The sequence below is a fragment of the Limimaricola litoreus genome, from assembly GCF_024159025.1.
Taxonomy (GTDB): domain Bacteria; phylum Pseudomonadota; class Alphaproteobacteria; order Rhodobacterales; family Rhodobacteraceae; genus Limimaricola; species Limimaricola litoreus.
On sequence record NZ_JAMYXC010000024.1, the window covers coordinates 34,240 to 60,004 of the forward strand.

Here is a 25,765-nt window from a genome sequence, read left to right on the forward strand (position 1 = left end):
CGCCATGCAGATGGATGAAGTCGCGCGCCGGGGCCTCGTGCTCCTTGGTTGCGGCAAGATGGGCTCGGCGATGCTGGCGGGCTGGCTCGACGGCGGGCTGCCGAAATCGTCGGTCACCGTGCTCGACCCCAAGCCGTCCGACTGGCTGCAGGCGCAGGGCGTGCGGCTGAACGAGGATCTGCCCGAGGATCCGGCGATTGTGCTCGTCGCGGTCAAGCCGCAGATGATGGGCGACGCGCTGCCCTCGATGCAGGCCAAGGGCAACGGCACGACGCTGTTCGTCTCGGTCGCCGCCGGCACGCCGATCGCCAAGTTCGAGCAGGCGCTGGGCGAGAAGACCCCGATCGTGCGCGCCATGCCCAACACGCCTTCGGCGATCGGGCGCGGCATTACCGCGATCATCGGCAACGCGCATGCCACGGCCGAGCAGGTCGACCTCGCCGAGGAGCTGCTGAAGGCGGTGGGGCAGGTGGTCCGGCTCGAGCGCGAGGAGCAGATGGACGGCGTGACGGCGGTCTCCGGCTCCGGCCCGGCCTATGTGTTCCACCTGATCGAGACGATGGCCAAGGCGGGAGAGGAGCAGGGGCTCAGCCCCGAGCTGGCGCTGCAGCTGGCCTCGGCCACGGTGGCGGGGGCGGGCGCTCTGGCGGATGGCTCGGAGGAGCATCCCGGCAAGCTGCGCGAGAACGTGACCTCGCCCAACGGCACGACGCAGGCCGCGCTCGACGTGCTGATGAACGAGACCGACGGCTTCCCGGTGCTGCTCAGCCGGGCGCTCAAGGCCGCCGCCGACCGCTCGCGCGAGCTTGCGAATGGGTGAGGCGGCGTCGCCGGAGATCGTCTTCGACGATTTCGCGCGTGTGGACATCCGCGCGGGCAGGGTGATCCGCGCGGAGCCCTACCCCGAGGCGCGCAGGCCCGCGATCAAGATGTGGATCGATTTCGGCCCGGAGATCGGTGAAAAGCGCTCTTCGGCGCAGATCACCGCGCATTACGACCCGGCGGATCTCGAAGGGCGGCAGGTGCTGGCGGTGGTGAACTTCCCGCCGCGCCAGATCGGCAAGTTCATCTCCGAAGTGCTGGTGCTGGGCCTGCCGGATGCAGAGGGCGAGATCGTGCTGATCGGCCCCGACCGACCGGTGCCGCAAGGAGGGCGGCTGTCATGACCAAGAAGACCCTGCTCGTCACGCGGCCCCTGCCGCAATCGGTGCTCGATGCCTGTGCAAGGCAGTTCGACGCCACCTTCCGCGACGCCGACCGCGGCCTGACCGAGGCCGAAGCGGCCGAGGCGCTCGGGGCCTATGACGCGATCCTGTGCACGCTGGGCGACCGTTTTACGGCCGAGGCCTTTGCGCAGGCGGGCGAGATCCGCTGCGGCGTGCTGGCCAATTTCGGCGTGGGCTACAACCACATCGACGCAGACGCCGCGCGCGCGGCCGATGTCGCGGTGTCCAACACCCCCGACACGGTCACCGATGCCACCGCCGATATCGGCATGACGCTGCTTCTGGCCACCGCGCGCCGCGCGGGCGAGGGCGAGCGTCTGGTGCGGGCGGGCGAGTGGACGGGCTGGGCGCCGACGCAGATGCTGGGCCGCCACGTCACCGGCAAGACGGTGGGCATCGTCGGCATGGGCCGGATCGGGCAGGCGGTGGCCAAGCGCTGCGCTCTCGGCTTCGACATGCAGCTTCTCTATCACAGCCGTTCCTCAAAGGCAGTGCCGCTGCCGGCAATGCAGGTGGACGACCTCGAGGAGCTGATGGCTTCGGCCGATTTCATCGTGGTCACCGTGCCCGCGACGCCCGAGACGCATCACCTGATCAGCCGTGAGATGATCGGGCTGATGAAGCCCGATGCCATCCTGATCAACATCGCGCGCGGCGACGTGGTCGACGAGACGGCACTGATCGAGGCGCTGGAGGCCGGCCGGATCGGCGGCGCGGGGCTCGATGTCTACGAGAACGAGCCGCAGGTGCCCGAGCGCCTCGCAAAGCTCGACAACGCCGTGCTGCTGCCGCACCTCGGCACCGCGGCTTTGGAGGTGCGCGAGGCGATGGGGCGGATGGCGTTCGACAATGCCTGCGCCTGGGCCAAGGGCGAGACGCTGCCCAACCGCGTCAACTGAGCCTCACGCGGGGCGGTCGCCGATCGCCTCGCGGAAATGCCGCCGACAGAGCGAGACGTAGCGGTCGTTGCCGCCGATCTCGACCTGATCACCGCCCGTGGCGACGCGGCCCTCGGCATCCTTGCGCACCACCATCGTCGCCTTGCGCCCGCAATGGCAGATGGTGCGCACCTCGCGCATCTCGTCCGCCAGCGCCAGCAGCGTGGCCGAGCCGGGAAACAGCTCTCCGAGGAAATCGACCCGCAGCCCGTAGCACATCACCGGCACGCGCAGGTCGTCGACCGCGCGGGCGAGCTGCCAGACCTGATCGGGCGAGAGGAATTGCGCCTCGTCGATGAAGACGCAGGCGCAGGGGCTTTCCAGCCGCGCCCTGATCTTCTCGAACAGGTCGTCATCCGCGTCGAAGGTATCGGCCCGGCTGCCGATGCCGATCCGGCTCTTGATGAAGCCTTCGCCCGCGCGGTTGTCGAACTTGGCGGTGAGCAGGTAGGTCTGCATCCCGCGCTCGGCATAGTTGTGCGCGGCCTGCAAGAGCACCGTCGACTTGCCGGCGTTCATGGTCGAGTAGTTGAAATAGAGCTTGGCCATGAGGCGGGGCATACAAAGGGCGGCGCGCCATGACAACGCGCCGCCCTCGTGCCGAAGCGTTTTTCGTGCGGCCTGCGGCTCAGGCCTGCGAGGGCACGTCGCCCTGAAGCTGCATCCTGCCGATCGGGCGCACGCTCGTGGCCTGCGGTCCCATGCCGTTGGGCCCGTCATCGACGATGGAGAGCTCGACCGGCGTGTCCTCCTCGAGCTTCTCGAAGCCGTCCCCGGCGACGCTGGCCTTGTGGAACCAGATGTCGCGCCCGTCGAGCGTCTCGATGAAGCCGTATTCGGTGAAGAGCTGGCGCACCCGGCCCTGCGGCGGCCCCTCATGCGCCTTCACCTCGCCCTGCACCTTCTGGGCGGCGTGTTCGAGCTGGCGCTCCATCGCGTAGAAGGCATCGCGCACGGCGAGGTAGGGGTCATGCTTGTCGCCCTTGCCCGGGTCGTGGCTGACGACCAGCTCCTTGCCCGGCACGCGGCACTCCACCCGCACGTGGTAGCCCTTGGCGCCGGCCTGGCTGCGGTTCGGAACCTCGACCACCACGTGGCAGCTGGTGATGTGGTTGTGAAACCGCTCCAGCTTGGCGGCGCGTTCGCGGATCCGGGCTTCGAGCCCGTCGGAGCTGTCCATGTTGTGGAAGGCGATCTCGAGGGGGGTGTCCATGCGTCTCTCCCTTCTGCTTGGTGCGGGAGAAACGCATGGATCAGGACGCCGTTCCTAAAGTGCTAGGATGACGTGACACTAGCTTGTGTGACACTCGGATGAACAGATCGCACAGCCGTTTGCCTTTCGATAAGCACGTCGTTTTGCTTCATCAACTGCTTGGAAACAGAAGGTGAAGTCGCCAAGAAAGTTCTTCGAACTGGCCAATCCAAGCCAAAAGCAGTCCCACCGGTGCACCTCGTGATCACCATTGGCTTGCGCTGTATTGTTTACGTAATAGTGAGCCATACTGGCCTCCTTTGAAACGAAGGCCGCTTGACTAATCGAAGCGAAACATTTTGAATCCGCTCGTTCACCGATATTCCGCAACGGCCTTCTAGACGTGCGGAGCTAGAACGAAGCGTCGCTTGGGCCTGGCCGCCTTGGCGACGCGATTCGTTTTAGCTGTCGATGCAAAGATGTACGGAAGGGGAACGCGCGTCAAGCGTGGATGGCGCTGCATATAGCGTTATCCACAACATATCGCACGTTCTCCTTTCTATGGCAACACATTTCGTGTTTTCTTTTACGCCTGCAGCGACCTCACGCCGACATCCCCCTCGACGCGGGCCTTCATCGCCTGCGCCGCGGCTTGCGCGGCGGCGGCGGTGGTGAAGTAGGGGATCTTGGCGTGCAGCGCCGCGGAGCGGATGTCGCGGCTGTCCTCGATCGCCTGCGCGCCCTCGGTGGTGTTCATCACCAAAGCGACATGCCCGTCCTTGAGCCGGTCGACGATGGTCAGCCCGCCCTCGTAGAGCTTGTTGACCAGCTCCGCCTCGATGCCGTTCTCCTTGAGCCAGGCCAGCGTGCCGCGGGTGGCGAGGATGGTGAGCCCCAGATCGGTGACGATGCGCGCCGCCTCGGCCATGTCGCCGGTCTTGTCGGTGTCGCGGATCGACAGGAACACCCGGCCCTCGCGCGGCAGGTCGACGCCCGCGCCCATCTGCGCCTTGAGGAAGGCCAGCGCGAAGCTGCGATCCCAGCCCATGACTTCGCCTGTCGAGCGCATTTCAGGCCCGAGGATGGTGTCGACCCCGGGGAAGCGGGCGAAGGGCAGCACCGCCTCCTTGACCGAGAACCACGGCATGTTCGGGTCGGCCAGCGTCATCGGATCGGCATAGGGCAGGTCGCTGTCGTAATCGACGTTCTCGTAGGCCGGGCGGAAGGGGAAGGCCGAGAGCTTCTCGCCCGCCATGAGACGCGCCGCGATGCTCGCGATGGCGCTGTCGGTGGCCTTGGCGACGAAGGGCACGGTGCGCGAGGCGCGCGGGTTGACCTCGATCAGGTAGACCTCGTCGTCCTTGACCGCGAACTGCACGTTCATCAGCCCGACCACGCCGAGGCTGAGCGCCAGCGCCCTGGCCTGACGGCGGATCTCGGCCTGGATCTCGGGGCTCAGCGAATGCGGCGGCAGGCAGCAGGCGCTGTCGCCCGAATGCACGCCCGCCTCCTCGATGTGCTGCATGATGCCCGCGACATGCACGTCCTCTCCATCGCACAGCGCGTCCACGTCCACCTCGGTCGCGCCCGAGAGGTAGCTGTCGAGCAGCACCGGGCTCTTGCCCGAGACCACCACCGCGTCGCGGATGTAGCGCTTGAGATGATCCATGTCGCGGACGATCTCCATCGCCCGGCCGCCCAGCACGTAGGAGGGGCGGATCACCAGCGGGAAGCCGATCTCCTCGGCGATCTCGAGCGCCTGTTCGTCGGTCGCGGCGATGCCGTTGCGCGGCTGCTTGAGGCCGAGGCGGTTGACGAGGTCCTGGAACCGCTCGCGGTCCTCGGCGAGGTCGATGGCGTCGGGGCTGGTGCCGAGGATCGGGATGCCCTCGGCCTCGAGCGCATTGGCGAGCTTCAAGGGCGTCTGACCGCCGAACTGCACGATCACGCCGTGCAGCGTGCCGTTCTCCTGCTCGACCCGCAGGATCTCCATCACGTGCTCGAAGGTCAGCGGTTCGAAGTAGAGCCGGTCCGAGGTGTCGTAATCGGTCGAGACGGTCTCGGGGTTGCAGTTGACCATGATGGTCTCGTAGCCCGCGTCGGTCAGCGCGAAGCAGGCGTGGCAGCAGCAGTAGTCGAACTCGATGCCCTGGCCGATCCGGTTCGGCCCGCCGCCCAGGATCACGACCTTCTTGCGATCCGAGGGCCGCGCCTCGTCCTCGACCTCGCCCATGACGGGGGTCTCGTAGGTCGAATACATGTAGGGCGTCTGCGCCTCGAACTCGGCGGCGCAGGTGTCGATCCGCTTGAACACCGCCGTGACGCCCAAGTTGCGGCGCGCGCGGCGGATGTTGTCCTCGTCGCGGCCCGTGAGGGTGGCGAGGCGGGCATCGGTGAAGCCCATCATCTTGAGATGGCGCAGCCCGGCCTCGTTGGTGGGCAGGCCGGTCTTGCGGATGTCGTTCTCGGTCTCGACGATCTCGCGGATGCGGGCGAGGAACCATGGATCGAACCTGGTCACCGTCTGGATCTCGTCATCCGACAGCCCCTCGCGCATCGCCTGCGCGATGACGCGGATGCGGTCGGGGGTGGTCTTGGACAGAGCCTTGGTGATGGCGGCCTTGTCCGGGGCGCCCGGGATCTCGATCTCGTCGAAGCCGGTGAGGCCGGTCTCCATCGAGGCGAGCGCCTTTTGCATCGATTCGTGGAAGGTCCGGCCAATCGCCATCGCCTCGCCCACCGATTTCATCGCGGTGGTCAGATGCGGCTCGGAGCCGGGGAACTTCTCGAAGGCAAAGCGCGGGATCTTGGTCACGACATAGTCGATCGTCGGCTCGAAGCTCGCGGGCGTGACCTTGGTGATGTCGTTGTCGAGCTCGTCGAGCGTGTAGCCCACGGCGAGCTTGGCCGCGATCTTGGCGATCGGAAAGCCGGTCGCCTTGGAGGCCAGCGCCGAGGAGCGCGAGACGCGCGGGTTCATCTCGATCACCACCATGCGGCCGTCATCGGGGTTCACCGCCCATTGCACGTTCGACCCGCCGGTCTCGACGCCGATCTCGCGCAGCACGGCGATCGAGCCGTTGCGCATGTGCTGGTATTCGCGGTCGGTGAGGGTCAGCGCCGGGGCGACGGTGATCGAATCGCCGGTGTGCACGCCCATCGGATCGACGTTCTCGATGGCGCAGACGATGATGGCGTTGTCGGCGCGGTCGCGCACGACTTCCATCTCGTATTCCTTCCAGCCCAGCAGGCTCTCGTCCACGAGGATCTGCCCCACGGGCGAGGCGTCCATGCCGGTGCGGCAGTAATGCTCGTATTCGGCGCGGTTGTAGGCGACGCCGCCGCCCGTGCCGCCCAGCGTGAAGGCGGGGCGGATGATCGCCGGAAGGCCGATCTCCTCGAGCGCCTCGATGGCGAGGCTCACGCCCGCGTTCAGGTCACGCTTGCCATTGGCCAGCTTGGGCGCGGTGATGATCGTGGCCTTGGGGTTTTCAAGCCCGATCCGGTCCATCGCCTCGCGAAACAGCTTGCGGTCCTCGGCCATCTCGATGGCCTCGCGCTTGGCGCCGATCATCTCGACGCCGAATTTTTCGAGCACGCCCATGTCGGCCAGCGCGAGAGAGGTGTTGAGGCCGGTCTGCCCGCCCATGGTGGGCAGGAGCGCGTCGGGGCGCTCCTTCTCGATGATCTTGGCGACGACCTCGGGGGTGATCGGCTCGATGTAGGTGGCGTCGGCGAGGCCGGGGTCGGTCATGATCGTCGCGGGGTTGGAGTTCACGAGGATGACCCGGTAGCCTTCTTCGCGCAGCGCCTTGCAGGCTTGCGCGCCCGAGTAATCGAACTCGCAGGCCTGGCCGATGACGATCGGCCCCGCGCCGATGATCATGATCGAGCGGATATCGGTTCTTTTCGGCATGGGACCCTCGTTTTTCTCGCGCGCCTCAAGGGGAGGGGGGCGCGCAAATCGTCGCGGTTATAGACATGGGCCGTCTCAGCGCAAGGCCCTCCGGTCCCGCTAGGGAAAGCAATCGCATCGCCCCCTGTCGCGGAGGCCGCGGTCGATGTATCGGGAAGGCGCAAAAGAGTGTGGGCGAACATGCGGATCGGCTTCGACAAGGGCCCCGGTGGCGGGGCGGTGCGGTTTTCGCGGCCCCGGCGGCTGATCGAGGCGTGGCGGCCCGCGGGCGTGCCGCTGGCGCTGGCGGCGCTCGACGCCGCGCGGACCGAGGGCGCCTGGGTCGCGGGCTATGCGAGCTACGAGCTGGGCTATGCGCTGGAACGGCGGCTCCTGCCGCTGATGCCCGACACCCGCCGCCTGCCGCTCTTGCGCTTCGGCGTGTTCGAGGAGGGGCCCGAGGACTGGACGCCCGAGACCGGGCCGGCGCGCTTGGGCGATTTCGAACCGCGCTGGAGCGCCGCGGAGCACCGCGCGGCGCTGGACCGGGTGCGCGGCTATATCGGCGCGGGCGACATCTACCAGGCGAACCTGACCTTCCCGCTCGATGCGGAGTGCTCGGAGCACGCTGAGGCGCTGTTTTCGGCGCTGTCGCGCGGCCAGCCTGTCGCGCATGGCGCTCTGGTGGAGCAGGAGGGTCTGCCCGCGCTGATCTCGCGCTCGCCAGAGCTGTTCTTTGCCACCGACGGTGCGGGGGGCATCGAGACGCGCCCCATGAAGGGGACGCGGCCGCGCGGCGCCACCGAGGCCAAAGACGAGGCGCACCGCGCGTTCCTCGCCTCCGACGAGAAGAACCGCGCCGAGAACCTGATGATCGTGGACCTGCTGCGCAATGATCTGAGCCGCGTGGCGCGCCCCGGCTCCGTCGCGGTGCCGAAGCTCTTCGACGTCGAAACCTACGCCTCGGTGCACCAGATGGTGAGCCATGTCACAGCGCGGCTCGCTCCCGGCGCGGGGCTGGGCGCGATCATGACGGCGCTGTTTCCCTGCGGCTCGATCACCGGCGCGCCGAAGCTGCGCGCGATGGAGATCATCCGCGAACTGGAGCCATGGCCGCGCGAGGCCTATTGCGGTGCGATCGGCTGGGCCGCCCCCGATGGCCGGTCCTCGTTCAACGTGGCGATCCGCACGCTCATGGTCGAGGCGGGGCACGCGACGCTCAACGTCGGCGGCGGCATCGTGTGGGACAGCGAGGCCGGCTCGGAATGGGACGAGGCATTGTGGAAGACGCGCTTCGCCCGCATTCTGGGCTGAGCCCCCGTTCATCTTTCCCAAATACGCAAAGATCGACCATGCCGCCCGAGACCCCGCCGAAGATCATAGAGACGCTGGGGGCACATCCCGGCGAAGGGCCACACCGTCTGCGCGCACACCTCGACCGCATGGCCGGGACGGCGGCGGCGCTGGGCTATCCGTTCGACCGGGGCCAGGCCGAGACGCTTCTGGACCTCAGGCCCGCCGCGCCGCTGCGCTGCCGCCTGACGCTCGATACTACGGGCGCGTTCGATCTGACCACCGGGCCGCTTTCTGCGAACCCGCCGGAGTGGCGCGTGGCGATCCACCCCGTGCTGCTCGACGCTGATGATCCGTGGCTGAGATACAAGACGACGCGGCGCGCGCTTTACGACCAAGCCCGCGCCGCGTTGCCCGGGGGCGTGGACGAATGGCTCTTCCTCAACACGCGCGGCGAGCTCTGCGAGGGCACGATCACCAATCTCTTTACCGCAGAGCTGACGCCCGCGCTCTCTTGCGGACTGCTGCCCGGCGTGCTTCGGGCCGAGCTTCTGGGGCAGGGGATGCGCGAGGCGGTGCTGCGGCCCGGCGATCTGGAGAGGGCGCGCTTCTTCATGGGCAATTCGCTGCGCGGGCTCATCTCGGCGCGGCTCGTCGCCGCCTGACCCCTCGGTTCGCTTGACATCAAGGCCCCAACCCGGTGTATCGGCGCGACACCCGCCACAAGGGATATCCTTTCATGCACGCCTACCGCACCCACACCTGCGCCGCCCTGACCTCTGACAATGTCGGCGATACCGTCCGGCTGTCGGGCTGGGTGCATCGGATCCGCGACCATGGCGGCATCCTGTTCATCGACCTGCGCGATCATTACGGCATGACGCAGGTGCTGTGCGATCCCGACAGCGCCGCCTTCGCCGATGTCGAGAAGCTGCGCTCGGAGTGGTGCATCCGCATCGATGGCGAGGTGAAGGCCCGCGCGCCCGAGCTTGTGAACCCCAAGCTCCCCACCGGCGAGATCGAGGTCTTCGTGCGCTCGGTCGAGGTGCTGGGCGCCTCCAAGGAGCTGCCGCTGCAGGTCTTCGGCGATCAGGAATATCCCGAGGAGACGCGGCTCAAGTATCGCTATCTCGACCTGCGCCGCGAGGCGATGCAGGCCAACATGACGCTGCGCTCGGACGTGGTGCGCTCGATCCGCCAGCGCATGTGGGACCAGAAGTTCCGCGAATACCAGACGCCGATCATCACCGCCTCTTCCCCGGAGGGCGCGCGCGACTTCCTCGTGCCCTCGCGCCTGCACCCGGGCAAGTTCTACGCGCTGCCGCAGGCGCCGCAGCAGTTCAAGCAGCTCCTGATGGTCTCGGGCTTCGACAAGTATTTCCAGATCGCGCCGTGTTTCCGCGACGAGGATCCGCGCGCCGACCGCTCGCCCACGGACTTCTATCAGCTCGACATGGAGATGAGCTTCGTCGAGCAGCAGGATGTCTTCGACACGATCCAGCCGGTGATGCAGGGCGTGTTCGAGGAGTTCGGCGGCGGCCGCAAGGTCGACAGCGAATGGCCGCTGATCTCCTACAAGGACGCAGCGCTGTGGTATGGCACCGACAAGCCCGACCTGCGCAACCCGATCAAGATGCAGGACGTCTCCGAGCATTTCAAAGGCTCGGGCTTCGCGATCTTTGCCAAGCTTCTGGAGCAGGAGGGCACCCAGATCCGCGCCATCCCCGCGCCGACGGGCGGCAGCCGCAAGTTCTGCGACCGGATGAACGCCTTCGCCCAGAAGGAAGGTCTTCCGGGCATGGGCTATATCTTCTGGCGCGATCAGGGCAACGGCATGGAGGCCGCGGGTCCGCTCGCCAAGAACATCGGGGCCGAGCGCACCGAAGCGATCCGCCAGCAGCTGGGCTTGGGCGTCGGTGACGCGGCATTCTTCCTCGGCGGCAAGCCCGAGGCCTTCGAGCGCGTCGCAGGCAAGGCTCGCGTGGTGATCGGCGAGGAGCTCGGCCTGACCGAGACCGACCGCTTCGCCTTTGCCTGGATCGTCGATTTCCCGATGTACGAAAAGGACGACGAGGGCCGGATCGACTTCTCCCACAACCCCTTCTCGATGCCGCAGGGCGGGATGGAGGCGCTCTCGGGCGATCCCTTGGAGGTGCTGGGCTACCAGTACGACCTCGCCTGCAACGGCTATGAGCTCATCTCGGGCGCGATCCGGAACCACAAGCCGGAGATCATGTTCAAGGCCTTCGAGCTGGCCGGTTACGGCGAGGACGAAGTGCGCAAGCGCTTCGGCGGCATGGTCAATGCGTTCCAGTACGGCGCCCCGCCGCATGGCGGCTGTGCCGCGGGCATTGACCGGGTGGTGATGCTGCTGGCGGACGAGGCCAATATCCGCGAGGTCATCCTCTTCCCGATGAACCAGCGCGCCGAAGACCTGATGATGGACGCGCCGTCGGAGCCCTCGAACGAGCAGCTGCGCGAGCTGCGCCTGCGGGTGCTGCCGCCCGAAAGCTGATCGGCATCGCCCGGATCGAAGAAGGCCGCACCCCCCGAAGGGGCGCGGCCTTTCTCATGCGGGGCGGTGTTTCATCCGCCTCACAGCACCAGCCCGCCCAGCACGCAAAGCCAGGCCAGACCCACGGCGGCGCCCGCTACGGCCACGGCGGCGGAGCCGGAATCCTTGGCCTGCTTGGCCAGCGCGCGGCGCTCCTCGCTCACGTCGTCGACGACGCGCTCGATCGCGGTGTTGAGACATTCGAAGGCCAGCACCATGACCCCGCCCATCAGAAGCATCCCCCGCTCGCCCGCCGAGATCGGCAGCGCGAAGGCCAGTACGGCGGAGACGATATTGGCCCACATCCACTGGTGCAGGCTGCCTTCGGTGCGCCAAATGTGCTTGAGCCCCTGCCAGGACCACAGCGCGCGGATGCGCAGTCGTTCGTAGTGTTCGCGCATGTGCTCTCCCGGCGTATAGCTGCCGCAGGATGACCTCGGCGCATGGCAATGCCAAGGTCGCAACTCTTTGCCGATCGAGAGCGTTCCTATGCCGATGCTTCCCTCCCGAGACCCGACCCGGACCGCTAGATTGGTTTCATGACACCGCAACACGAAGATTACCCCGCCTACGCCCGCTCCGAGCGCATCGCCGATGGCGTGATCCATGCCCTCGGCGTGATCTTCGCCCTGTCGGGGGCGGTGCTGCTCATCGTGTTCTCGGCGATGGCGGCGGAGGTGCGGGCCGAGCGCATCATTGCCGTCGCGATCTATGGCGGCGCGCTGATCGCGACCTTCTCGGCTTCGGCCTTCTACCATATGACGCCCTGGACCGGGCTGCGCCCGGTGCTGCGCCGGATCGACCACGCCGCGATCTATCTCAAGATCGCGGGCACCTATACGCCGCTGGTGGTGCTGATCGGCTCGGCCTTCGCCTATGCGGTGCTGGCCGTCGTCTGGATCGTGGCGCTGGGCGGGGCGGTGGCCAAGCTGTTCTTCTGGAAAAGCCCCGGCAGGCTCGGCCCGACGCTCTACCTGCTGCTGGGCTGGCTCAGCGTGGCGCTGGTCTGGTCGCTGGCGCTGACCCTGCCCGTCGCCTCGACCGCGCTGGTGGTGATCGGCGGGCTGCTCTACTCGGCCGGAGTGATCTTCTTCATGTGGGAAAAGCTGCGCTTTTCCAACGCGATCTGGCATGGCTTCGTGCTGGCCGCCTCGGCCTGCTTCTTTGCCGCGATCGCGATGGGGGTGCTCGGCTGAGCCCCCCCGAAGCCTTCGTCAGGCCGCGCTCTACAGCCCCGCGACGGTCTGGCGCACGATCTCCATGCGCTGCGCGTTCGGCGGGTGAGTGCCGAGCAGCCGGTCGCCGGGATCGGGAATGCGCAGGAAGAACTGCGCGCCCTTGATGGCGTTATAGCCCGCACGACTGGCGATGGTGGCACCCAGCGCATCCGCCTCCAGCTCGAAATCCTTGGAGTAGCTGCGCGCGCCAAAGCCCGCGCCGAGCTGCTGGGCGGTGCGCACCACGCTCTCGTTGCCGCCGCCCAGCCCGCTGGCCAGCTGGCCGAAGACCGTGGCGCCGATCGCGGCGTTGCGGTTCTGGCGGTCGAGATGGCCCGCGATATGATGCGCCGCCTCGTGGCTGAGCACGAAGGCCAGCTCGTCGGCGTTCTGCACCTCGCCCAGCAGCGCCACGGTAAAGGCCAGCAGCGGGCGGCCCTGCGCGTCGCGGGTCTGAAAGGCATTGGCGGGCTGGCCGGGGCGGTCGTCCACGACGATGCGGAAATCGCAATCGAGCTGCGGGGCGTTGACGCGGCAGACCCGCTCGGCCACCGGCTCCAGCCGCTCGACCACGGCGACGAAGTTGCGCGCCGCCGCGCGCGCGGCGGCGGGGTCGGCCACGGGGCCGGGGCCTTTTGATATCGTGACGTTGGTCGGGGCGGGCGTGCCGGGGCGCGTCACGGTGGTGGTGCGCTGCGGCCCGGTGCTCGTCACCACGACGGGCGGCGCGCAGGCCGAAAGTCCGAGACCGGCGACAAGGGCAAGGCAGGAAAGGCGGGAAATCATCGGCAAGGGGATCCGCTGCGTCGGTGTGGGTTGCCCCGATCCTAGACGCCGCTTTTGCGCGCGGCCAGCCCCGGCCCGGCGCCTGTCACGCGATCGGCATCGCCCTGCCGCCCATGGCTTGCGAAGCCGCGAGCGGCCCCCTAGGCTGAGACCATGTTCACCATCGAGCACGATTTCGACGCCACCGTGGTCACCCTCGTCGACGAGGGCGGGGCCAATTTGCAGGAGGACGTCACGGTCTGCGCCTTCGAGGATTGCGTGACGGTCGAGCAATACGATCCGCGCCGCGACGCTGTGGTGCGCATCACCCTGTCGCTGCATCAGGCGCGCGAGCTGGGCGCGGCGCTGCACCTGCCCGAGGGGATCTACCGCGCCAAGGACGGCTAGGCGGGCCTGCCTCTTTCATCTTTACGGCAAGACGCGTCTAAAGGGGGACGCCTAAAGCCGCGAGGTCGGGCGTGGGCCGCGGCGGCGCGTCATGCGTATTTTAAGAAAGATGAAAGGGGAGGGGCCTTGTTCGGCCCGTCACTCTTCCTCGGAATGCGCCGGGACGGCCTGGCCGCGCTTGCGCCAGATCTCGGCGCCCTTGCGCGCCAGCGGCTTGAGGTCGTCTGCCTCGCCCGTATCCATCATCGCGAAGAGACGGTCGCGCATGCGCGGCTCCCAAAAACTGCGCAGGTGCTCGGCCACGCGCTCGGCGCGGGTGCCCTCGGCCTGGCTTTCGAAAAACGTGGCGATCTGGTTGGCCATGTAGACGAGCTTTTCGTCGATGGTTCTAGAGGACATGGGCGCTCCCTATGCGGGCGTGATGGGTGAAGATGCGGGTGCCGTGGCGGTTGTGGGTTACCAGCGCGATCCCGGCCTCCTCGGCGAGGCGCACGGCATGGGCGGTGGGTTGCGAGACCGAAAGCATGAGCGGCGCGCCGATCATCGCCGTCTTCTGCACCATCTCGAGGCTCAGCCGCGAGGTCAGCACCACCGCGCCAGAGGCGGGATCGCTCCCCGCCGCGGCCATGGCGCCCGCGAGCTTGTCGAGCGCGTTGTGCCGGCCCACATCCTCGCGGGCGAGCACGATGCCCCGGCCCGGCACGTAGAATCCCGCCGCGTGAACCGCCCGGGTCTCGTCATGAAGCGGTTGCAGCGCGCGCAGGGCGTCGAGCGCCTGCCCGATCTCCGATGGGGCGAGCACGAGGGTCGAGGCGGGCACGGCGCGCACCTCGCGCGCCGCCTGCGCGAGGCTGTCGATGCCGCACAGCCCGCAGCCCACCGGGCCGACCTGCGCGCGGCGGCGCGCGTCGAGCGCGGCCTGCTTCTTCTCGGGCAGCCAGATCCGCGCCTCGATGCCGTTCGGCTGCTCGACGATCTCGACCTCGCCGATCTCATGCGCCTCGGCGAAGCCCTCGGTGAGGCTGAAGCCGCGCGCGAAATCCTCGATGTCGGCGGGCGTCGCCATCATCACCGCCTGGGTCGAACCGTTGTAGACCACCGCCACCGGGGTCTCCTCGGGCAGCGACACGGGCGCGGAGCCCGCGCCCGTGTCATGGGCCGCAACCCGGCGAAAGGGATGCAGCCCCTCGCTCATTCCGCCGCCGGCAGGATGCGGCGCGATTGCTCGGCCTGCGCCTCGTAGTCCTGCTGCCACTCCGACGGCCCGTTCGACGGGCTGACCTGCACCGCCGTCACCTTGTACTCGGGGCAGTTGGTCGCCCAGTCCGAGAAGTCGGTGGTGATGACGTTGGCCTGCGTCGTCGGGTGGTGGAAGGTGGTGTAGACCACGCCGGGGCTGACCCGGTCGGTGATCAGCGCGCGCAGGCTGGTGTCGCCCGAACGCGAGGCGAGACGGACATAGTCGCCATCGCGCACGCCGCGCACTTCGGCATCATGCGGGTGGATCTCCAGCACGTCCTCCTCGTGCCAGCGGGAGTTCTCCGTGCGGCGCGTCTGCGCGCCGACGTTGTACTGCGACAGGATGCGGCCCGTGGTGAGCAGCAGCGGAAAGCGCGGGCCGGTCTTCTCATCCGTCGCCACGTATTCGGTGCGGATGAACCGCCCGCGACCGCGCACGAAGCCGTCGATATGCATCAGCGGCGTGCCCTCTGGCGAAGCGTCGTTGCAGGGCCACTGCACCGAACCCTTCTCCTCCAGAAGCTCATAGCTGACATTGGCAAAGCTCGGCGTCGTCGCCGCGACCTCGGCCATGATCTGCGCCGGGTGGGTATAGGTCCAACCGCCGCCCATCGCGTTCGCCAGCAATTGCGTCACCTCCCAGTCGGCATAGCCGTTCTTCGGCGCCATGACGCGGCGCACGCGGTTGATGCGGCGCTCGGCATTGGTGAAGGTGCCGTCTTTTTCGAGGAAGGTCGAGCCGGGCAGGAAGACATGCGCGTAGTTCGCGGTCTCGTTGAGGAACAGGTCCTGCACGATCACGCACTCCATCGCCGCCAGACCCGCCGCGACATGCTTTGTGTCGGGATCGGATTGCAGGATGTCCTCGCCCTGGCAGTAGAGGCCTTTGAAAGTGCCATCGACCGCCGCGTCGAGCATGTTGGGGATGCGCAGGCCCGGCTCATGATCGAGCTTGACGTTCCACAGGCTCTCGAACACCTCGCGCACCTCCGAGCCCGAGACGTGGCGGTAACCCGGCAGCTCGTGCGGGAAGGAGCCCATGTCGCAGGAGCCCTGCACGTTGTTCTGCCCGCGCAGCGGGTTCACGCCGACGCCGCGACGGCCAATGTTACCGGTCAGCATGGCGAGGTTGGCGATGCCGATGACGGTGGTCGAGCCCTGGGAATGCTCGGTCACGCCGAGACCGTAGTAGATCGCGCCATTGCCCCCTGTTGCATAAAGCCGCGCGGCTTCGCGCAACTCCTGCGCCGGAACGCCGGTGAGCATCTCGACCGCCTCGGGCGCGTGGCGCTCTTCGGCCACGAACTCGACGTAGTCCTGGAACTCTTCCCAGTCGCAGCGCGTGCGGATGAACTCTTCGTCGTAGAGCCCCTCGGTCACGATCACATGCGCCATGGCGGTGACCACGGCGACATTGGTGCCGGGCCGCAGCGCGAGATGATGCGCCGACTCGATATGCGGCGATTTCACGAGGTCGATCCGGCGAGGATCGACGACAATGAGTTTTGCGCCCGCGCGCAGACGCTTCTTGAGACGCGAGGCGAAGACCGGGTGCCCGTCGGTCGGGTTGGCGCCGATGACGACGACGACATCCGTGTCCTCGACCGAATCGAAATCCTGCGTCCCGGCGGAGGTGCCGTAGGTCTGACCCAATCCATAGCCGGTGGGCGAATGGCAGACGCGGGCGCAGGTGTCGGTGTTGTTGTTGCCAAAGACGGCGCGGGCCATCTTCTGCACGAGGTAGGTCTCCTCGTTGGTGCAGCGCGAGGAGGTGATCACGCCGATCGACTTCTTGCCGTACTGCTCCTGAATGCCGCGCATCCTGGTGGCGGCGAAGCCGATGGCTTCCTCCCACGACACCTCGCGCCACGGCTCCTCGATCGAATCGCGGATCATCGGGTTGAGGATGCGGTCCTTGTGCGCGGCATAGCCGTAAGCGAAGCGGCCCTTGACGCAGGAGTGCCCGCGGTTGGCCTTGCCGTGCTTGTAGGGGGTCATGCGCACCAGCTCGTCGCCGCGCATCTCGGCCTTGAACGAGCAGCCGACGCCGCAATAGGCGCAGGTGGTGACGACCGAGCGATCCGGCGTGCCGATCTCGATCACCGATTTCTCCTGCAGCGTCGCAGTCGGGCAGGCCTGCACGCAGGCGCCACAGGACACGCAGTCCGAGGTCATGAAATCGTCGAGCTTCATGCCCGCCGAGACCCGGCTGTCGAAGCCGCGCCCTTCGATGGTCAGCGCGAAGGTGCCCTGCACCTCGTCGCAGGCCCGCACGCAGCGCGAGCAGACGATGCATTTGGAGGGGTCATAGGTGAAATAGGGATTGCTGTCGTCCTTGGGCAGGAACTGCGGATTGTTGATGCCCACGGGATCGCGCAGCCGCGCCTCGGCCTGAGAGCGCGCGCCGGTGCCGGACGGGTCGTAGTGGTTGTCGCCCGGCGTGTAGCGCACGTCGCGCAGGCCCACGGCGCCTGCCATGTCCTGCAGCTCGCAATCGCCATTGGCGCCGCAAGTGAGGCAGTCGAGCGGGTGGTCGGAGATGTAGAGCTCCATCACGCCCTTGCGGAGCTTCTTGATCTTGGAGGTCTGGGTGTGGACCACCATGCCCTCGGCCACGGGCGTGGTGCAGGAGGCGGGCGTGCCGCGCCGCCCCTCGATCTCGACCACGCAAAGACGGCAGGAGCCAAAGGCCTCCATGTTGTCCGAAGCGCAGAGCTTGGGAACCTGGATGCCCAGCTCGGCGGAGGCGCGCATGACGCTCGTGCCCTCGGGCACCGTCACCTCGAAGCCGTCGATGTTCAGCGTGACGGTTCTGGTTGAGGTCGAGGTGGGCGTGCCCATGTCGGTGTCGTCGTGCAGGCCGGTGCCGCCGGGACCGTCGAAGGGGATGAGAAAGTCCTTCATTCCGCTGCCTCCTTGGCATTGGCATGGAAATCGTCCGGGAAATGCCTGAGCGCCGACATGACGGGGTAGGGGGTGAAGCCGCCCAGCGCGCAAAGCGAGCCATCCGTCATCGTATCACAAAGATCGGTCAGCAGCGGGATGGCGTCCACGTCACCGCGCGCGATCCGGTCCACCGTCTCAACGCCGCGCACCGCGCCGATCCGGCAGGGCGTGCATTTGCCGCAGCTCTCGACCGCGCAGAACTCCATGGCAAAGCGCGCCATGCCGAGCATGTCGGCACTGTCGTCGAACACCACCACGCCCGCATGACCGATCAGCCCGCCTTCGCCGTCGAACTCCTCGTAGCCGAAGGGCGTGTCGAACTTCGAACGCGGGAAGTAGGCCCCCAGCGGCCCGCCGACCTGCACCGCCTTGACCGGGCGGCCCGTCGCCGTGCCGCCGCCGATCTCGTCCACGAGCGCGCCGAGGCTCGTGCCGAAGGCGGTCTCGAACAACCCGCCGAACTTCACGTTGCCCGCGATCTGGATCGGGATGGTGCCGCGCGAGCGGCCAAGGCCGAAGTCGCGGTAATGGACGGCGCCACGCTCGAAGATCACCGGCACGGTGCCAAGCGAGATGATGTTGTTGACCACCGTGGGCTTGCCGAGGAAACCCTCGATCGCCGGGAGCGGCGGCTTGGCGCGCACCACGCCGCGCTTGCCCTCGAGGCTGTTGAGAAGCGAGGTCTCCTCGCCGCAGACATAGGCGCCCGCGCCGACGCGCACCTCCATGTCGTAGGCGAAATCCGAGCCAAGCACCGAAGCACCGAGCACGCCACGCGCGCGGGCGATGCGGATCGCCTCGCGCATGGTGTGGATCGCCTCGGGATATTCCGAGCGCAGGTAGATGTAGCCGCGCGTCGCACCGACGCAGATGCCCGCGATGGCCATGCCCTCGATCAGGCTGAAAGGATCGCCCTCCATCAGCATCCGGTCGGCGAAGGTGCCCGAATCGCCCTCGTCGGCATTGGCGACGATGTATTTCTGGTCCGCCTCGGCGAGCCGCACCGTGTCCCACTTGATCCCCGTCGGAAAGCCCGCGCCGCCGCGGCCGCGCAGACCGCTTTCCTTCATCTCGTCGATCATTGCGGCACCGGTCATCCCGAGCGCCCGGCGCAGGCCTTTGAGCCCGCCATGCGCCTCGTAAGCCTCGAGCGACAGCGGATCGATCACGCCCACCCGGGCAAAGGTCAGGCGGGTCTGGCGCTTGAACCAGTCGATCTCCTCGGTCGGGCCGAGGGCCAGCGCGTGATCGCCCCAATCGGCGTCGAACAGCGCCTCGACGTCATGCGGAGTCACCGGGCCGAAGGCGTGGCGGGTGCCGTCCTTCTCGATCTCGACCAATGGCTCAAGCCAGAGCATCCCGCGCGAGCCGTTGCGCACGAGCTCGACCTCGATCCCGCGGATCTTCGCCTCGGCCAGAACGGCCTCGGCCACCTTTTCGGCATCGACCGCAAGGGCGGCGGCGTCGCGGGGGACGTAGATCCTGAGCCCGCTCATGCCTCGACCTCCGCCAGCAGCGCGTCGAGCCGGGCCTTGTCCACCCGCGCCACGACGCGCCCGTCGAGCATCATCGCCGGGCCGGTGGCGCACAGCCCGAGGCAATAGACCGGCTCCAGCGTCACGCCGCCATCCTTGCTGGTGCCGTGCCAGTCGACGCCGAGCCGCGTCTTGGCGGCGGCTTCGATGCCGAGCCCGCCGCGGGCCTGGCAGGCCTCGGCGCGGCAGATCTTGAGCATGTGGCGCCCCGCCGGTTCCTCGCGGAAATCATGGTAGAAGCTGACCACGCCATGCACCTCAGCGCGGCTGATGTTCAGCCCCCTTGCGATCAGCGGCAGCGCCTCCGGCGGCACGTAGCCCCATTCGGCCTGCACCGCGTGCAGGATCGGCAGCAGCGGCCCCTCAAGGTCGGCATGATCGGCAAGGATCGCATCCAGGCGGCCCTCCAGATCGGCGGGGGCTGGCGGTATCGGCATCGGCTGGCTCCTCCTCGGCTCTCGGGCGCAGACAACGCGAGAACCGCATTGCAAATCAATATCGCAATTCCGTGCCGCGATAGAGAAATTCTATCAATCGCGATCGAAGCGCCGGGCCTCCGCCAAGAGCGCGGAGAGAAGCGGCGTATGCGGCTCGCGCCACGGCGCGATCAGCCCGATCTCATGCGCGGCGTCGGGCGCGGTGATCGGGCGCGCCACGAGCGGCAGGCCTTCGAGAAAGATCGCCGCCGCGCGCTCGGGCAGGATGGTGACCCAGCCCGAGCTCAGCACATGGCTGATCAGCACGATGGTCGAGTTGGTCTCGACCTTGGGTGCCACCTCGACGCCCGCGCCCGCCAGATGCCCGGCGATGATCCGGCGGTTCTGCATGTCCGGGGTGAGCAGGCACAGGTCCGCCTCGGCGAAGTCGGCCCAGCGCAGCCGCGCCTTCGCGGCCAGCGCCGCATCGGCGCGCAGCACCGCGACGTAGCGCTCGGAATAGAGCGGCACGGTGACGACACGGCCCAGCGGCTCGTTGTCGAGATAGCCGATCCCGGCATCCGCCTCGTGGTCCTCCAGTGCCGCCAGCAGCTGCGTCGTCGTCGCCGAGCGCAGCGAAAAGCGCATCTTCGGATGCGCCTTGGCAAAGCGGGTGGTGAGCTGCGTCACCGCGCCGAGCGCTGTGGGGATCACCGCAAGCCGCAGCACGCCGGTCAGCCCCTCGCGCCCGGCACGCAGCTCCTCCTTCATGGCGCGCATGTCGCCGGTGATCCGCCGGGCCCAGTCGCGCACCCGCTCGCCCTCGGGCGTCAGCCCCTGGAACCGCGAGCCGCGCCGCACCAGCATGACGCCGAGCTGATCCTCGAGCTGCCGGATCGCCGCCGAAAGCGTCGGCTGCGTCACCCCGACCGCTTCGGCCGCGCGGCCGAAATGCTGCGCCTTGGCGAGCGCGAGGAACATCTCCAGCCGGTCGATCATCGCCTCTGCCCCGACCGAACGATGCCGAAGGGGGGGGCGGCGGGGAGGTCCTGCCACGGCGGGGTGAATCCCCTCGCGGGGCGGTATGGGTCGTCGGGCATCCTCGGTCTCCTTGGCCGGAAACTAGCTTCTCGGGGCCGGACTGGCGAGGGGAGGCGCGGCTTGGCGGGGAATTGCCGATCACGATTTTGCACGAGGCAGGGCCCGCGTGATGCATCTTGGTGTCGCCGAAAGGCGATCTTCCGGCATCTTTGCTGCGCGGGGCGGTCGCGTTTCGCCACAAGCTTGCGAAAGCCGGGTGACCCGAGGGAAGCCCTGCCGCGGCGCTGTCGCGTGGTCATGCGCGGATAAGTCTTGCAAATAACGGCCGCTCGCAAAAGGATCGGGCCACAACCACGCCCGCAAAGGGCGGACGTCCATCGGCCGCGGCCCTCACCGCGCCACTGACACAGGGATGACCTCATGACCTTGAAGACCCATCTTCTTGCCGGCACCGCTGCGCTCTTCGCGCTGAGCGGCGCGGCCCATGCCGAGAGCCACGCGATGACGGAGCACCCCGAGACCGGGGAAAAGCTCGCCGCCGACCAGAGCTTCACCTACCGCGTGCTCGACGAATTCCCCTCGATCGACCCCAACCTGATCGAGGATGTCGAAGGCAGCCACATCGGCCGCAACCTCTTCGAAGGCCTGATGAACCAGGACGACAAGGGCGACGTGGTGCCGGGCGTGGCCACGGGCTACGAGGTCTCCGAGGATGGTCTGACCTACACCTTCACCCTGCGTGACGACGCCAAGTGGTCGAACGGCGAGCCGGTCACCGCGAACGACTTCGTCTATTCGTGGCAGCGCGCCGCCGACCCCGCCACCGCCTCCGAGTACCAGTGGTACATGGGGCTGATGAAGATCGCCAACATTGACGAGGTGATCTCCGGCGACAAGGAGCCCACCGAGCTCGGTGTGAAGGCCGTGGACGACCACACCCTCGAGGTCACCCTGTCGCAGCCGCTGCCCTATTTCCCGCAGATGGTGACGCACACCACCACCTTCCCGGTGCCGCGGGCCACCATCGAGGAGCATGGCGACGCCTGGACCCAGCCCGGCAACATGGTCTCGAACGGCGCCTATGTGCTCGAGGACCGCGTCCCGCAGGAGTACATCACGCTCAAGAAGAACCCCGAGTACTGGGACGCCGAGAACGTCATCATCGAGGAAGTCACCGCGCTCGTCATCAATGACGAGAACCAGGCGCTGACCCGCTACCTCGCCGGCGAGTTCGACCAGACCGACGTGCCCGCGGGCCAGTTCCCGCGCCTGAGCGAAGAGTATCCCGAGCAGGCCGTCTCCGTGCCGAACCTGTGCTCCTACTACTACAACCTCAACGTCTCCGACTCGGGCCCCGAGGCGCTGGCCGATCCGAAGGTGCGCGAGGCGCTCTACCTCGCCATCGACCGCGACGTCATCACCAACAACGTGCTCGGCGGCGGCCAGAAGCCGGCCTACACGCTGACCCACTGGGCCACCGCGGGCTTCGAAGTGCCGTCGATCGAGGTCGCCCAGATGAGCCAGCAGGAGCGCAACGAGCGCGCTAAGGAGCTGATGAGCGAGGCCGGCTACGGCACGGATGGCGAGCCGCTCGAGCTCGACATCCTCTACAACACCTCCGAATCCCACAAGCAGGTCGCCACCGCGGTCAGCCAGATGTGGAAGCAGACGCTCGGCGTCGACACCACCATGGCCAACATGGAATGGCAGACCTTCCTCGAGGAGCGCCACAACAAGAACTACGAAGTGGCGCGGGCCGGCTGGTGCGCCGACTACAACGAGGCGTCCTCCTTCCTCGACATCATGCAGACCGAGTCCTCCTACAACGACTCGGGCTTCTCGAGCGAGGAGTACGACCAGCTGATGGCCGAGGCGACCACCGCCGAGGATCCGCTGCCGCTCTACACCGAGGCCGAGACCATTCTCACCACGGAGTTCCCGATCCTGCCGATCTACCACTATGCGACGGTCTTCATGATGGACGAGAACATCAAGGGCTACCCGCTCGAGAACGCGCAGGACAACTGGTACGCCAAGGATCTCTACCGCGTCGCCGGTGAGTAACCCCTGACCCGAACAATGCCGCGCCCCCTGGCCCCAAGCGCCGGGGGGCGCGGTCCATTTCCGCGGCTGCGGAAACGAGGTATCATCCCCCATGCTCAATTACGTTCTCAGGCGCGTCGCCATCGCGATCCCGACGATTCTGTTGCTCGTCGTGATCTCTTTCGTGCTGATGTATGCCGCCCCCGGCGGCCCCTTCAATTCCGACCGCCCGCTGCCCGCGCAGGTGATGGCCAACATCGAGGCGCGCTACGGTCTCGATCAGCCCTATTGGAAGCAGATGACGACCTACATCTGGAACGTGGTCGTGCATTTCGACTTCGGCCCGTCGTTCCAGTACCGCGACCGGACCGTCAACGACGTGATCGCCCAGGGCTTCCCGGTGACGCTCACCTACGGGTTCTGGAGCTTCATCGTCGCCCTCGTGGTCGGCGTGGCGCTGGGTGCCGCCGCCGCAATCCGGCACAACTCCTGGCTCGACTACCTCGCCGTCGGCATCTCGATCGGCGCGCAGGTGCTGCCCAACTTCGTGATGGCGCCGATCCTGGTGCTGGTGTTCACGCTGTGGCTCGGCTGGCTGCCGGGCGGCGGCTGGCAGGGCGGGCAGATCGAATATCTCATTCTGCCGGTGATCGCGCTCTCGACCTCCTACATGGCCTCGATCGCCCGGATCACCCGCTCCTCGATGCTCGAAGTGCTCAACGCGGGCTTCATCCGCACCGCCCGCGCCAAGGGCCTGCCCACCAGCCGGATCATCTGGAAGCACGCGATGAAGCCCACCATGCTGCCGGTGCTGTCCTATCTCGGGCCCGCCTTCGTCGGCATGATCACCGGCTCGGTCATCATCGACGTGTTCTTCTCCACGGGCGGCATCGGCCAGTTCTTCGTCAACTCCGCCTTCAACCGCGACTACTCGGTCATCATGGGGATCACCATCCTCGTCGGTGTGCTGACGGTCACGTTCAACCTCGTGGTCGACCTGCTCTACGCCTGGATCGATCCGAAGATCCGTTACTGAGGAGGGGTCCCATGTCGCTCAATCCCGATCCCGGCACCGCCGACCGCCTGCTCGAGGCGCAGGCCGCCGCCGACGTCAAGGGCCGCTCCTTGTGGAAGGACGCGCGCCAGCGCTTCATGCGCAACCGCGCGGCCACCGCCGGTCTGGTGGCGCTGGTGCTGATCTGCATCTTCGCCTTCTTCGGCGGCTTCATCGCGCAATACGAGCCCGACTATGTCGATTTCTCGTTGATCGGCGCCAACGCCTCGCAAGGCGTCCCCTCGATCGAGACGGGGCACTACTTCGGCACCGACAGCTCGGGCCGCGATCTTTACGCGCGCACCGTGCAGGGCACGCGGATCTCGTTGCTCGTCGGCATCGTCGGCGCGGGCGTGGCGGTGATCGTCGGCACGCTCTATGGCGCCATCGCCGGCTACAAGGGCGGGCGCACCGACGGCGCGATGATGCGCACCGTCGATATCCTGATGTCGGTTCCTTACATGTTCGTGCTGATCCTGATGCTGGTGATCTTCGGCCGCTCGATCCTGATGCTGTTCATCGGCATCGGCCTGATCTCGTGGCTCGACATGTCGCGCATCGCGCGCGGCCAGACGCTGACCATCAAGGGCAAGGAATTCGTCGAGGCCGCCCATGCCACCGGCGTGCGGCCGATGACGATCATCCTGCGCCACATCGTGCCGAACCTCCTGGGCCTCGTCATCGTCTATGCGACGCTTCTGGTGCCGCAGATGATCATCACCGAAAGCTTCATCAGTTTCCTCGGTCTTGGTATCCAGGAGCCGAACACCTCGCTCGGCGCGCTGATCTCCAATGGCGCCAGCAACATGCAGTACGGCGTGATCTGGCAGCTCGCCTTCCCGCTCTTCTTCTTCGTCGTCACGCTCTTCGCCTTCTTCTTCGTCGGCGACGGGCTGCGTGACGCCCTCGATCCGAAAGACCGCTAATGGCCCTGCTGGACATCGAAGACCTTCGCGTCACCTTCACCACCGGCGACGGCGAGGTGAACGCCGTCAACGGGGTCAGCTTCTCGGTGGAGGAGGGCGAGACCCTCGCCATCGTCGGCGAAAGCGGCTCGGGCAAGAGCCAGACCGCATTCGCCGCGATGGGCCTGCTGGCGCGCAACGGCCGCGCCACGGGGCAGATCCGCTACGACGGGCGCAACCTCCTGGAGCTCAAGCAAAAGGAGCTGAACCGGGTGCGCTCCGAGGAGATCGGCATGATCTTCCAGGACCCGATGACCTCGCTCAACCCCTATATGCGGATCTCGGACCAGATGGCCGAGGTGCTGACCCTGCACAAGGGCATGACCAAGCGCGACGCGGTGGCCGAGGCCACGAAGATGCTCGACGCGGTCAAGATCCCCGATGCCAAGAACCGCATCACCATGTTCCCGCACGAGTTCTCGGGCGGGATGCGGCAGCGGATCATGATCGCCATGGCGCTCTTGTGCCAGCCGCGGCTGCTGATCGCCGACGAGCCGACCACCGCGCTCGACGTGACGGTGCAGGCGCAGATCATGGAGCTGATGGCCGAGATCCGCCGGGACTTCGGCACCGCGATCATCCTGATCACCCATGACCTCGGCATCGTCGCCGACACCTGCGAGCGCACGCTCGTCATGTATGGCGGTCAGATCATGGAAACCGGCCCGACCGAGCAGCTGTTCGAACGGCCGACCCATCCCTATACGCTGGGGCTTTTGCGGGCCGTGCCGCGGATCGACCGCGACGACGAGACGCTCTCGACCATCGCAGGCGAGCCGCCGGACATGTCGCGTCTGCCTGCGGGCTGCCCCTTCACGCCGCGCTGCGCCTGGGCGCACGGGCCCTGCCCGACGGTGCGCCCCGAGTTGCTGCCCGCCGAGGGCTACCCGATGCTGCGCCGCGCCTGCCATGCCCCCGTAGAGGAGGTGAAGTGATGACCGATCTCAAGGACGACAAGTTCACCGATGCCACGGGCCGCGACGAGGCGGGCGACCCGATCCCCGCCGCGCCCCCGGCCTCCGGCACGCCCGTGGCGAC

23 protein-coding genes are annotated in these 25,765 nt (G+C 67.3%); 12 read left to right on the plus strand and 11 right to left on the minus strand.

The window, feature by feature from the left end:
• Positions 1–4: 4 nt before the first annotated feature.
• The 3 genes from proC to NHG85_RS01545 are packed head-to-tail and all read left to right on the plus strand — an operon-like array spanning position 5 to position 2,125.
• Positions 5–820 carry a pyrroline-5-carboxylate reductase gene (gene proC, locus NHG85_RS01535; protein WP_253329138.1) on the plus strand — a complete coding sequence of 272 codons (816 nt, stop codon included), beginning with the start codon at positions 5–7 and terminating at the stop codon, positions 818–820.
• Positions 813–1,166 (plus strand): tRNA-binding protein, encoded by a 354-nt coding sequence (locus NHG85_RS01540; protein ID WP_253329140.1) that lies wholly within the window; start codon positions 813–815, stop codon positions 1,164–1,166. The genes proC and NHG85_RS01540 overlap by 8 nt, the downstream gene beginning before the upstream one ends.
• A complete protein-coding gene (locus tag NHG85_RS01545; RefSeq protein ID WP_253329142.1) occupies positions 1,163–2,125 on the plus strand; it encodes a 2-hydroxyacid dehydrogenase in 963 nt (320 codons plus the stop codon). The genes NHG85_RS01540 and NHG85_RS01545 overlap by 4 nt, the downstream gene beginning before the upstream one ends.
• Positions 2,126–2,128: 3 nt before the next feature.
• Here NHG85_RS01545 and NHG85_RS01550 read toward each other — a convergent pair whose 3' ends face one another.
• The 3 genes from NHG85_RS01550 to carB form a co-directional block, all read right to left on the minus strand.
• Positions 2,129–2,713, minus strand: coding sequence for a thymidine kinase (locus NHG85_RS01550; RefSeq protein WP_253329144.1), 585 nt, complete (start codon positions 2,711–2,713; stop codon positions 2,129–2,131).
• Positions 2,714–2,792: 79 nt separating this feature from the next.
• Positions 2,793–3,377: an HPF/RaiA family ribosome-associated protein gene (locus NHG85_RS01555; protein WP_253329146.1), complete on the minus strand. Its 585-nt coding sequence runs from the start codon at positions 3,375–3,377 to the stop codon at positions 2,793–2,795.
• A 565-nt stretch (positions 3,378–3,942) separates the two neighbouring features.
• Entirely contained in the window at positions 3,943–7,272 is a 3,330-nt protein-coding gene (gene carB, locus NHG85_RS01560; RefSeq protein WP_253329148.1) for a carbamoyl-phosphate synthase large subunit, read from the minus strand.
• A 180-nt stretch (positions 7,273–7,452) separates the two neighbouring features.
• Between carB and NHG85_RS01565 the strand changes: the two genes are divergently transcribed.
• The 3 genes from NHG85_RS01565 to aspS all read left to right on the plus strand — a co-directional run bounded on the left by NHG85_RS01565 (position 7,453) and on the right by aspS (position 11,059).
• Positions 7,453–8,565 carry an aminodeoxychorismate synthase component I gene (locus NHG85_RS01565; protein ID WP_253329178.1) on the plus strand — a complete coding sequence of 371 codons (1,113 nt, stop codon included), beginning with the start codon at positions 7,453–7,455 and terminating at the stop codon, positions 8,563–8,565.
• Positions 8,566–8,603: 38 nt separating this feature from the next.
• Complete coding sequence (locus NHG85_RS01570; protein ID WP_253329150.1) at positions 8,604–9,209, plus strand: aminotransferase class IV family protein; 606 nt, start codon at positions 8,604–8,606, stop codon at positions 9,207–9,209.
• A gap of 74 nt (positions 9,210–9,283) precedes the next feature.
• Complete coding sequence (aspS, locus tag NHG85_RS01575) at positions 9,284–11,059, plus strand: aspartate--tRNA ligase (protein WP_253329152.1); 1,776 nt, start codon at positions 9,284–9,286, stop codon at positions 11,057–11,059.
• 80 nt (positions 11,060–11,139) lie between these two features.
• Here the strand turns inward: aspS and NHG85_RS01580 are convergent, their stop codons facing one another.
• Entirely contained in the window at positions 11,140–11,499 is a 360-nt protein-coding gene (locus NHG85_RS01580) for a diacylglycerol kinase (protein WP_253329154.1), read from the minus strand.
• Between the two features lie 138 nt (positions 11,500–11,637).
• Here NHG85_RS01580 and trhA point away from each other — a divergent pair, with 138 nt between their 5' ends.
• Entirely contained in the window at positions 11,638–12,294 is a 657-nt protein-coding gene (trhA, locus tag NHG85_RS01585; protein WP_253329156.1) for a PAQR family membrane homeostasis protein TrhA, read from the plus strand.
• Between the two features lie 30 nt (positions 12,295–12,324).
• Here trhA and NHG85_RS01590 read toward each other — a convergent pair whose 3' ends face one another.
• Positions 12,325–13,101, minus strand: coding sequence for a M48 family metallopeptidase (locus tag NHG85_RS01590; protein WP_253329158.1), 777 nt, complete (start codon positions 13,099–13,101; stop codon positions 12,325–12,327).
• A 153-nt stretch (positions 13,102–13,254) separates the two neighbouring features.
• Between NHG85_RS01590 and NHG85_RS01595 the strand changes: the two genes are divergently transcribed.
• On the plus strand, positions 13,255–13,488 hold the full coding sequence (locus tag NHG85_RS01595; RefSeq protein ID WP_253329160.1) for a DUF8831 family protein: 234 nt from the start codon (positions 13,255–13,257) through the stop codon (positions 13,486–13,488).
• A 138-nt stretch (positions 13,489–13,626) separates the two neighbouring features.
• Here NHG85_RS01595 and NHG85_RS01600 read toward each other — a convergent pair whose 3' ends face one another.
• The 6 genes from NHG85_RS01600 to NHG85_RS01625 all read right to left on the minus strand — a co-directional run bounded on the left by NHG85_RS01600 (position 13,627) and on the right by NHG85_RS01625 (position 20,623).
• Positions 13,627–13,887: a formate dehydrogenase subunit delta gene (locus NHG85_RS01600; RefSeq protein ID WP_253329162.1), complete on the minus strand. Its 261-nt coding sequence runs from the start codon at positions 13,885–13,887 to the stop codon at positions 13,627–13,629.
• Complete coding sequence (fdhD, locus tag NHG85_RS01605; RefSeq protein WP_253329164.1) at positions 13,877–14,683, minus strand: formate dehydrogenase accessory sulfurtransferase FdhD; 807 nt, start codon at positions 14,681–14,683, stop codon at positions 13,877–13,879. Before fdhD ends, NHG85_RS01600 begins: the two co-directional genes overlap by 11 nt.
• A complete protein-coding gene (gene fdhF, locus NHG85_RS01610) occupies positions 14,680–17,631 on the minus strand; it encodes a formate dehydrogenase subunit alpha (protein ID WP_253329167.1) in 2,952 nt (983 codons plus the stop codon). The genes fdhD and fdhF overlap by 4 nt, the downstream gene beginning before the upstream one ends.
• On the minus strand, positions 17,628–19,169 hold the full coding sequence (locus tag NHG85_RS01615; protein WP_253329169.1) for a formate dehydrogenase beta subunit: 1,542 nt from the start codon (positions 19,167–19,169) through the stop codon (positions 17,628–17,630). Before NHG85_RS01615 ends, fdhF begins: the two co-directional genes overlap by 4 nt.
• On the minus strand, positions 19,166–19,645 hold the full coding sequence (locus NHG85_RS01620) for a formate dehydrogenase subunit gamma (RefSeq protein WP_253329171.1): 480 nt from the start codon (positions 19,643–19,645) through the stop codon (positions 19,166–19,168). The genes NHG85_RS01615 and NHG85_RS01620 overlap by 4 nt, the downstream gene beginning before the upstream one ends.
• Before the next feature lie 93 nt (positions 19,646–19,738).
• Positions 19,739–20,623, minus strand: a complete 885-nt coding sequence (locus NHG85_RS01625; RefSeq protein WP_253329172.1) for a LysR family transcriptional regulator — start codon at positions 20,621–20,623, stop codon at positions 19,739–19,741.
• Between the two features lie 462 nt (positions 20,624–21,085).
• Between NHG85_RS01625 and NHG85_RS01630 the strand changes: the two genes are divergently transcribed.
• From NHG85_RS01630 to NHG85_RS01645, 4 genes are all read left to right on the plus strand, one after another.
• Complete coding sequence (locus tag NHG85_RS01630) at positions 21,086–22,729, plus strand: peptide ABC transporter substrate-binding protein (RefSeq protein ID WP_253329173.1); 1,644 nt, start codon at positions 21,086–21,088, stop codon at positions 22,727–22,729.
• Between the two features lie 91 nt (positions 22,730–22,820).
• A complete protein-coding gene (oppB, locus tag NHG85_RS01635; RefSeq protein ID WP_253329174.1) occupies positions 22,821–23,744 on the plus strand; it encodes an oligopeptide ABC transporter permease OppB in 924 nt (307 codons plus the stop codon).
• Positions 23,745–23,755: 11 nt separating this feature from the next.
• Complete coding sequence (locus tag NHG85_RS01640) at positions 23,756–24,688, plus strand: ABC transporter permease subunit (RefSeq protein WP_253329175.1); 933 nt, start codon at positions 23,756–23,758, stop codon at positions 24,686–24,688.
• The gene (locus NHG85_RS01645; protein ID WP_253329176.1) at positions 24,688–25,662 is read left to right on the plus strand and encodes an oligopeptide/dipeptide ABC transporter ATP-binding protein; all 975 of its coding nucleotides are present in this window, start codon (positions 24,688–24,690) and stop codon (positions 25,660–25,662) included. Before NHG85_RS01640 ends, NHG85_RS01645 begins: the two co-directional genes overlap by 1 nt.
• The last annotated feature ends 103 nt before the right edge of the window (positions 25,663–25,765 follow it).

Excerpts from the sequence above, each read along its gene's own strand:
- trhA (WP_253329156.1), top strand. The coding sequence starts at position 11,638 with ATGACACCGCAACACGAAGATTACCCCGCCTACGCCCGCTCCGAGCGC.
- NHG85_RS01545 (WP_253329142.1), top strand. The coding sequence starts at position 1,163 with ATGACCAAGAAGACCCTGCTCGTCACGCGGCCCCTGCCGCAATCGGTG.
- NHG85_RS01550 (WP_253329144.1), bottom strand. The coding sequence starts at position 2,713 with ATGGCCAAGCTCTATTTCAACTACTCGACCATGAACGCCGGCAAGTCG.
- NHG85_RS01570 (WP_253329150.1), top strand. The coding sequence starts at position 8,604 with ATGCCGCCCGAGACCCCGCCGAAGATCATAGAGACGCTGGGGGCACAT.
- NHG85_RS01590 (WP_253329158.1), bottom strand. The coding sequence starts at position 13,101 with ATGATTTCCCGCCTTTCCTGCCTTGCCCTTGTCGCCGGTCTCGGACTT.
- NHG85_RS01625 (WP_253329172.1), bottom strand. The coding sequence starts at position 20,623 with ATGATCGACCGGCTGGAGATGTTCCTCGCGCTCGCCAAGGCGCAGCAT.
- oppB (WP_253329174.1), top strand. The coding sequence starts at position 22,821 with ATGCTCAATTACGTTCTCAGGCGCGTCGCCATCGCGATCCCGACGATT.
- aspS (WP_253329152.1), top strand. The coding sequence starts at position 9,284 with ATGCACGCCTACCGCACCCACACCTGCGCCGCCCTGACCTCTGACAAT.
- NHG85_RS01630 (WP_253329173.1), top strand. The coding sequence starts at position 21,086 with ATGACCTTGAAGACCCATCTTCTTGCCGGCACCGCTGCGCTCTTCGCG.
- carB (WP_253329148.1), bottom strand. The coding sequence starts at position 7,272 with ATGCCGAAAAGAACCGATATCCGCTCGATCATGATCATCGGCGCGGGG.
- proC (WP_253329138.1), top strand. The coding sequence starts at position 5 with ATGCAGATGGATGAAGTCGCGCGCCGGGGCCTCGTGCTCCTTGGTTGC.
- NHG85_RS01615 (WP_253329169.1), bottom strand. The coding sequence starts at position 19,169 with ATGAGCGGGCTCAGGATCTACGTCCCCCGCGACGCCGCCGCCCTTGCG.
- NHG85_RS01620 (WP_253329171.1), bottom strand. The coding sequence starts at position 19,645 with ATGCCGATACCGCCAGCCCCCGCCGATCTGGAGGGCCGCCTGGATGCG.
- NHG85_RS01640 (WP_253329175.1), top strand. The coding sequence starts at position 23,756 with ATGTCGCTCAATCCCGATCCCGGCACCGCCGACCGCCTGCTCGAGGCG.
- NHG85_RS01595 (WP_253329160.1), top strand. The coding sequence starts at position 13,255 with ATGTTCACCATCGAGCACGATTTCGACGCCACCGTGGTCACCCTCGTC.
- NHG85_RS01600 (WP_253329162.1), bottom strand. The coding sequence starts at position 13,887 with ATGTCCTCTAGAACCATCGACGAAAAGCTCGTCTACATGGCCAACCAG.
- fdhD (WP_253329164.1), bottom strand. The coding sequence starts at position 14,683 with ATGAGCGAGGGGCTGCATCCCTTTCGCCGGGTTGCGGCCCATGACACG.
- NHG85_RS01565 (WP_253329178.1), top strand. The coding sequence starts at position 7,453 with ATGCGGATCGGCTTCGACAAGGGCCCCGGTGGCGGGGCGGTGCGGTTT.
- NHG85_RS01580 (WP_253329154.1), bottom strand. The coding sequence starts at position 11,499 with ATGCGCGAACACTACGAACGACTGCGCATCCGCGCGCTGTGGTCCTGG.
- NHG85_RS01645 (WP_253329176.1), top strand. The coding sequence starts at position 24,688 with ATGGCCCTGCTGGACATCGAAGACCTTCGCGTCACCTTCACCACCGGC.
- NHG85_RS01555 (WP_253329146.1), bottom strand. The coding sequence starts at position 3,377 with ATGGACACCCCCCTCGAGATCGCCTTCCACAACATGGACAGCTCCGAC.
- fdhF (WP_253329167.1), bottom strand. The coding sequence starts at position 17,631 with ATGAAGGACTTTCTCATCCCCTTCGACGGTCCCGGCGGCACCGGCCTG.
- NHG85_RS01540 (WP_253329140.1), top strand. The coding sequence starts at position 813 with ATGGGTGAGGCGGCGTCGCCGGAGATCGTCTTCGACGATTTCGCGCGT.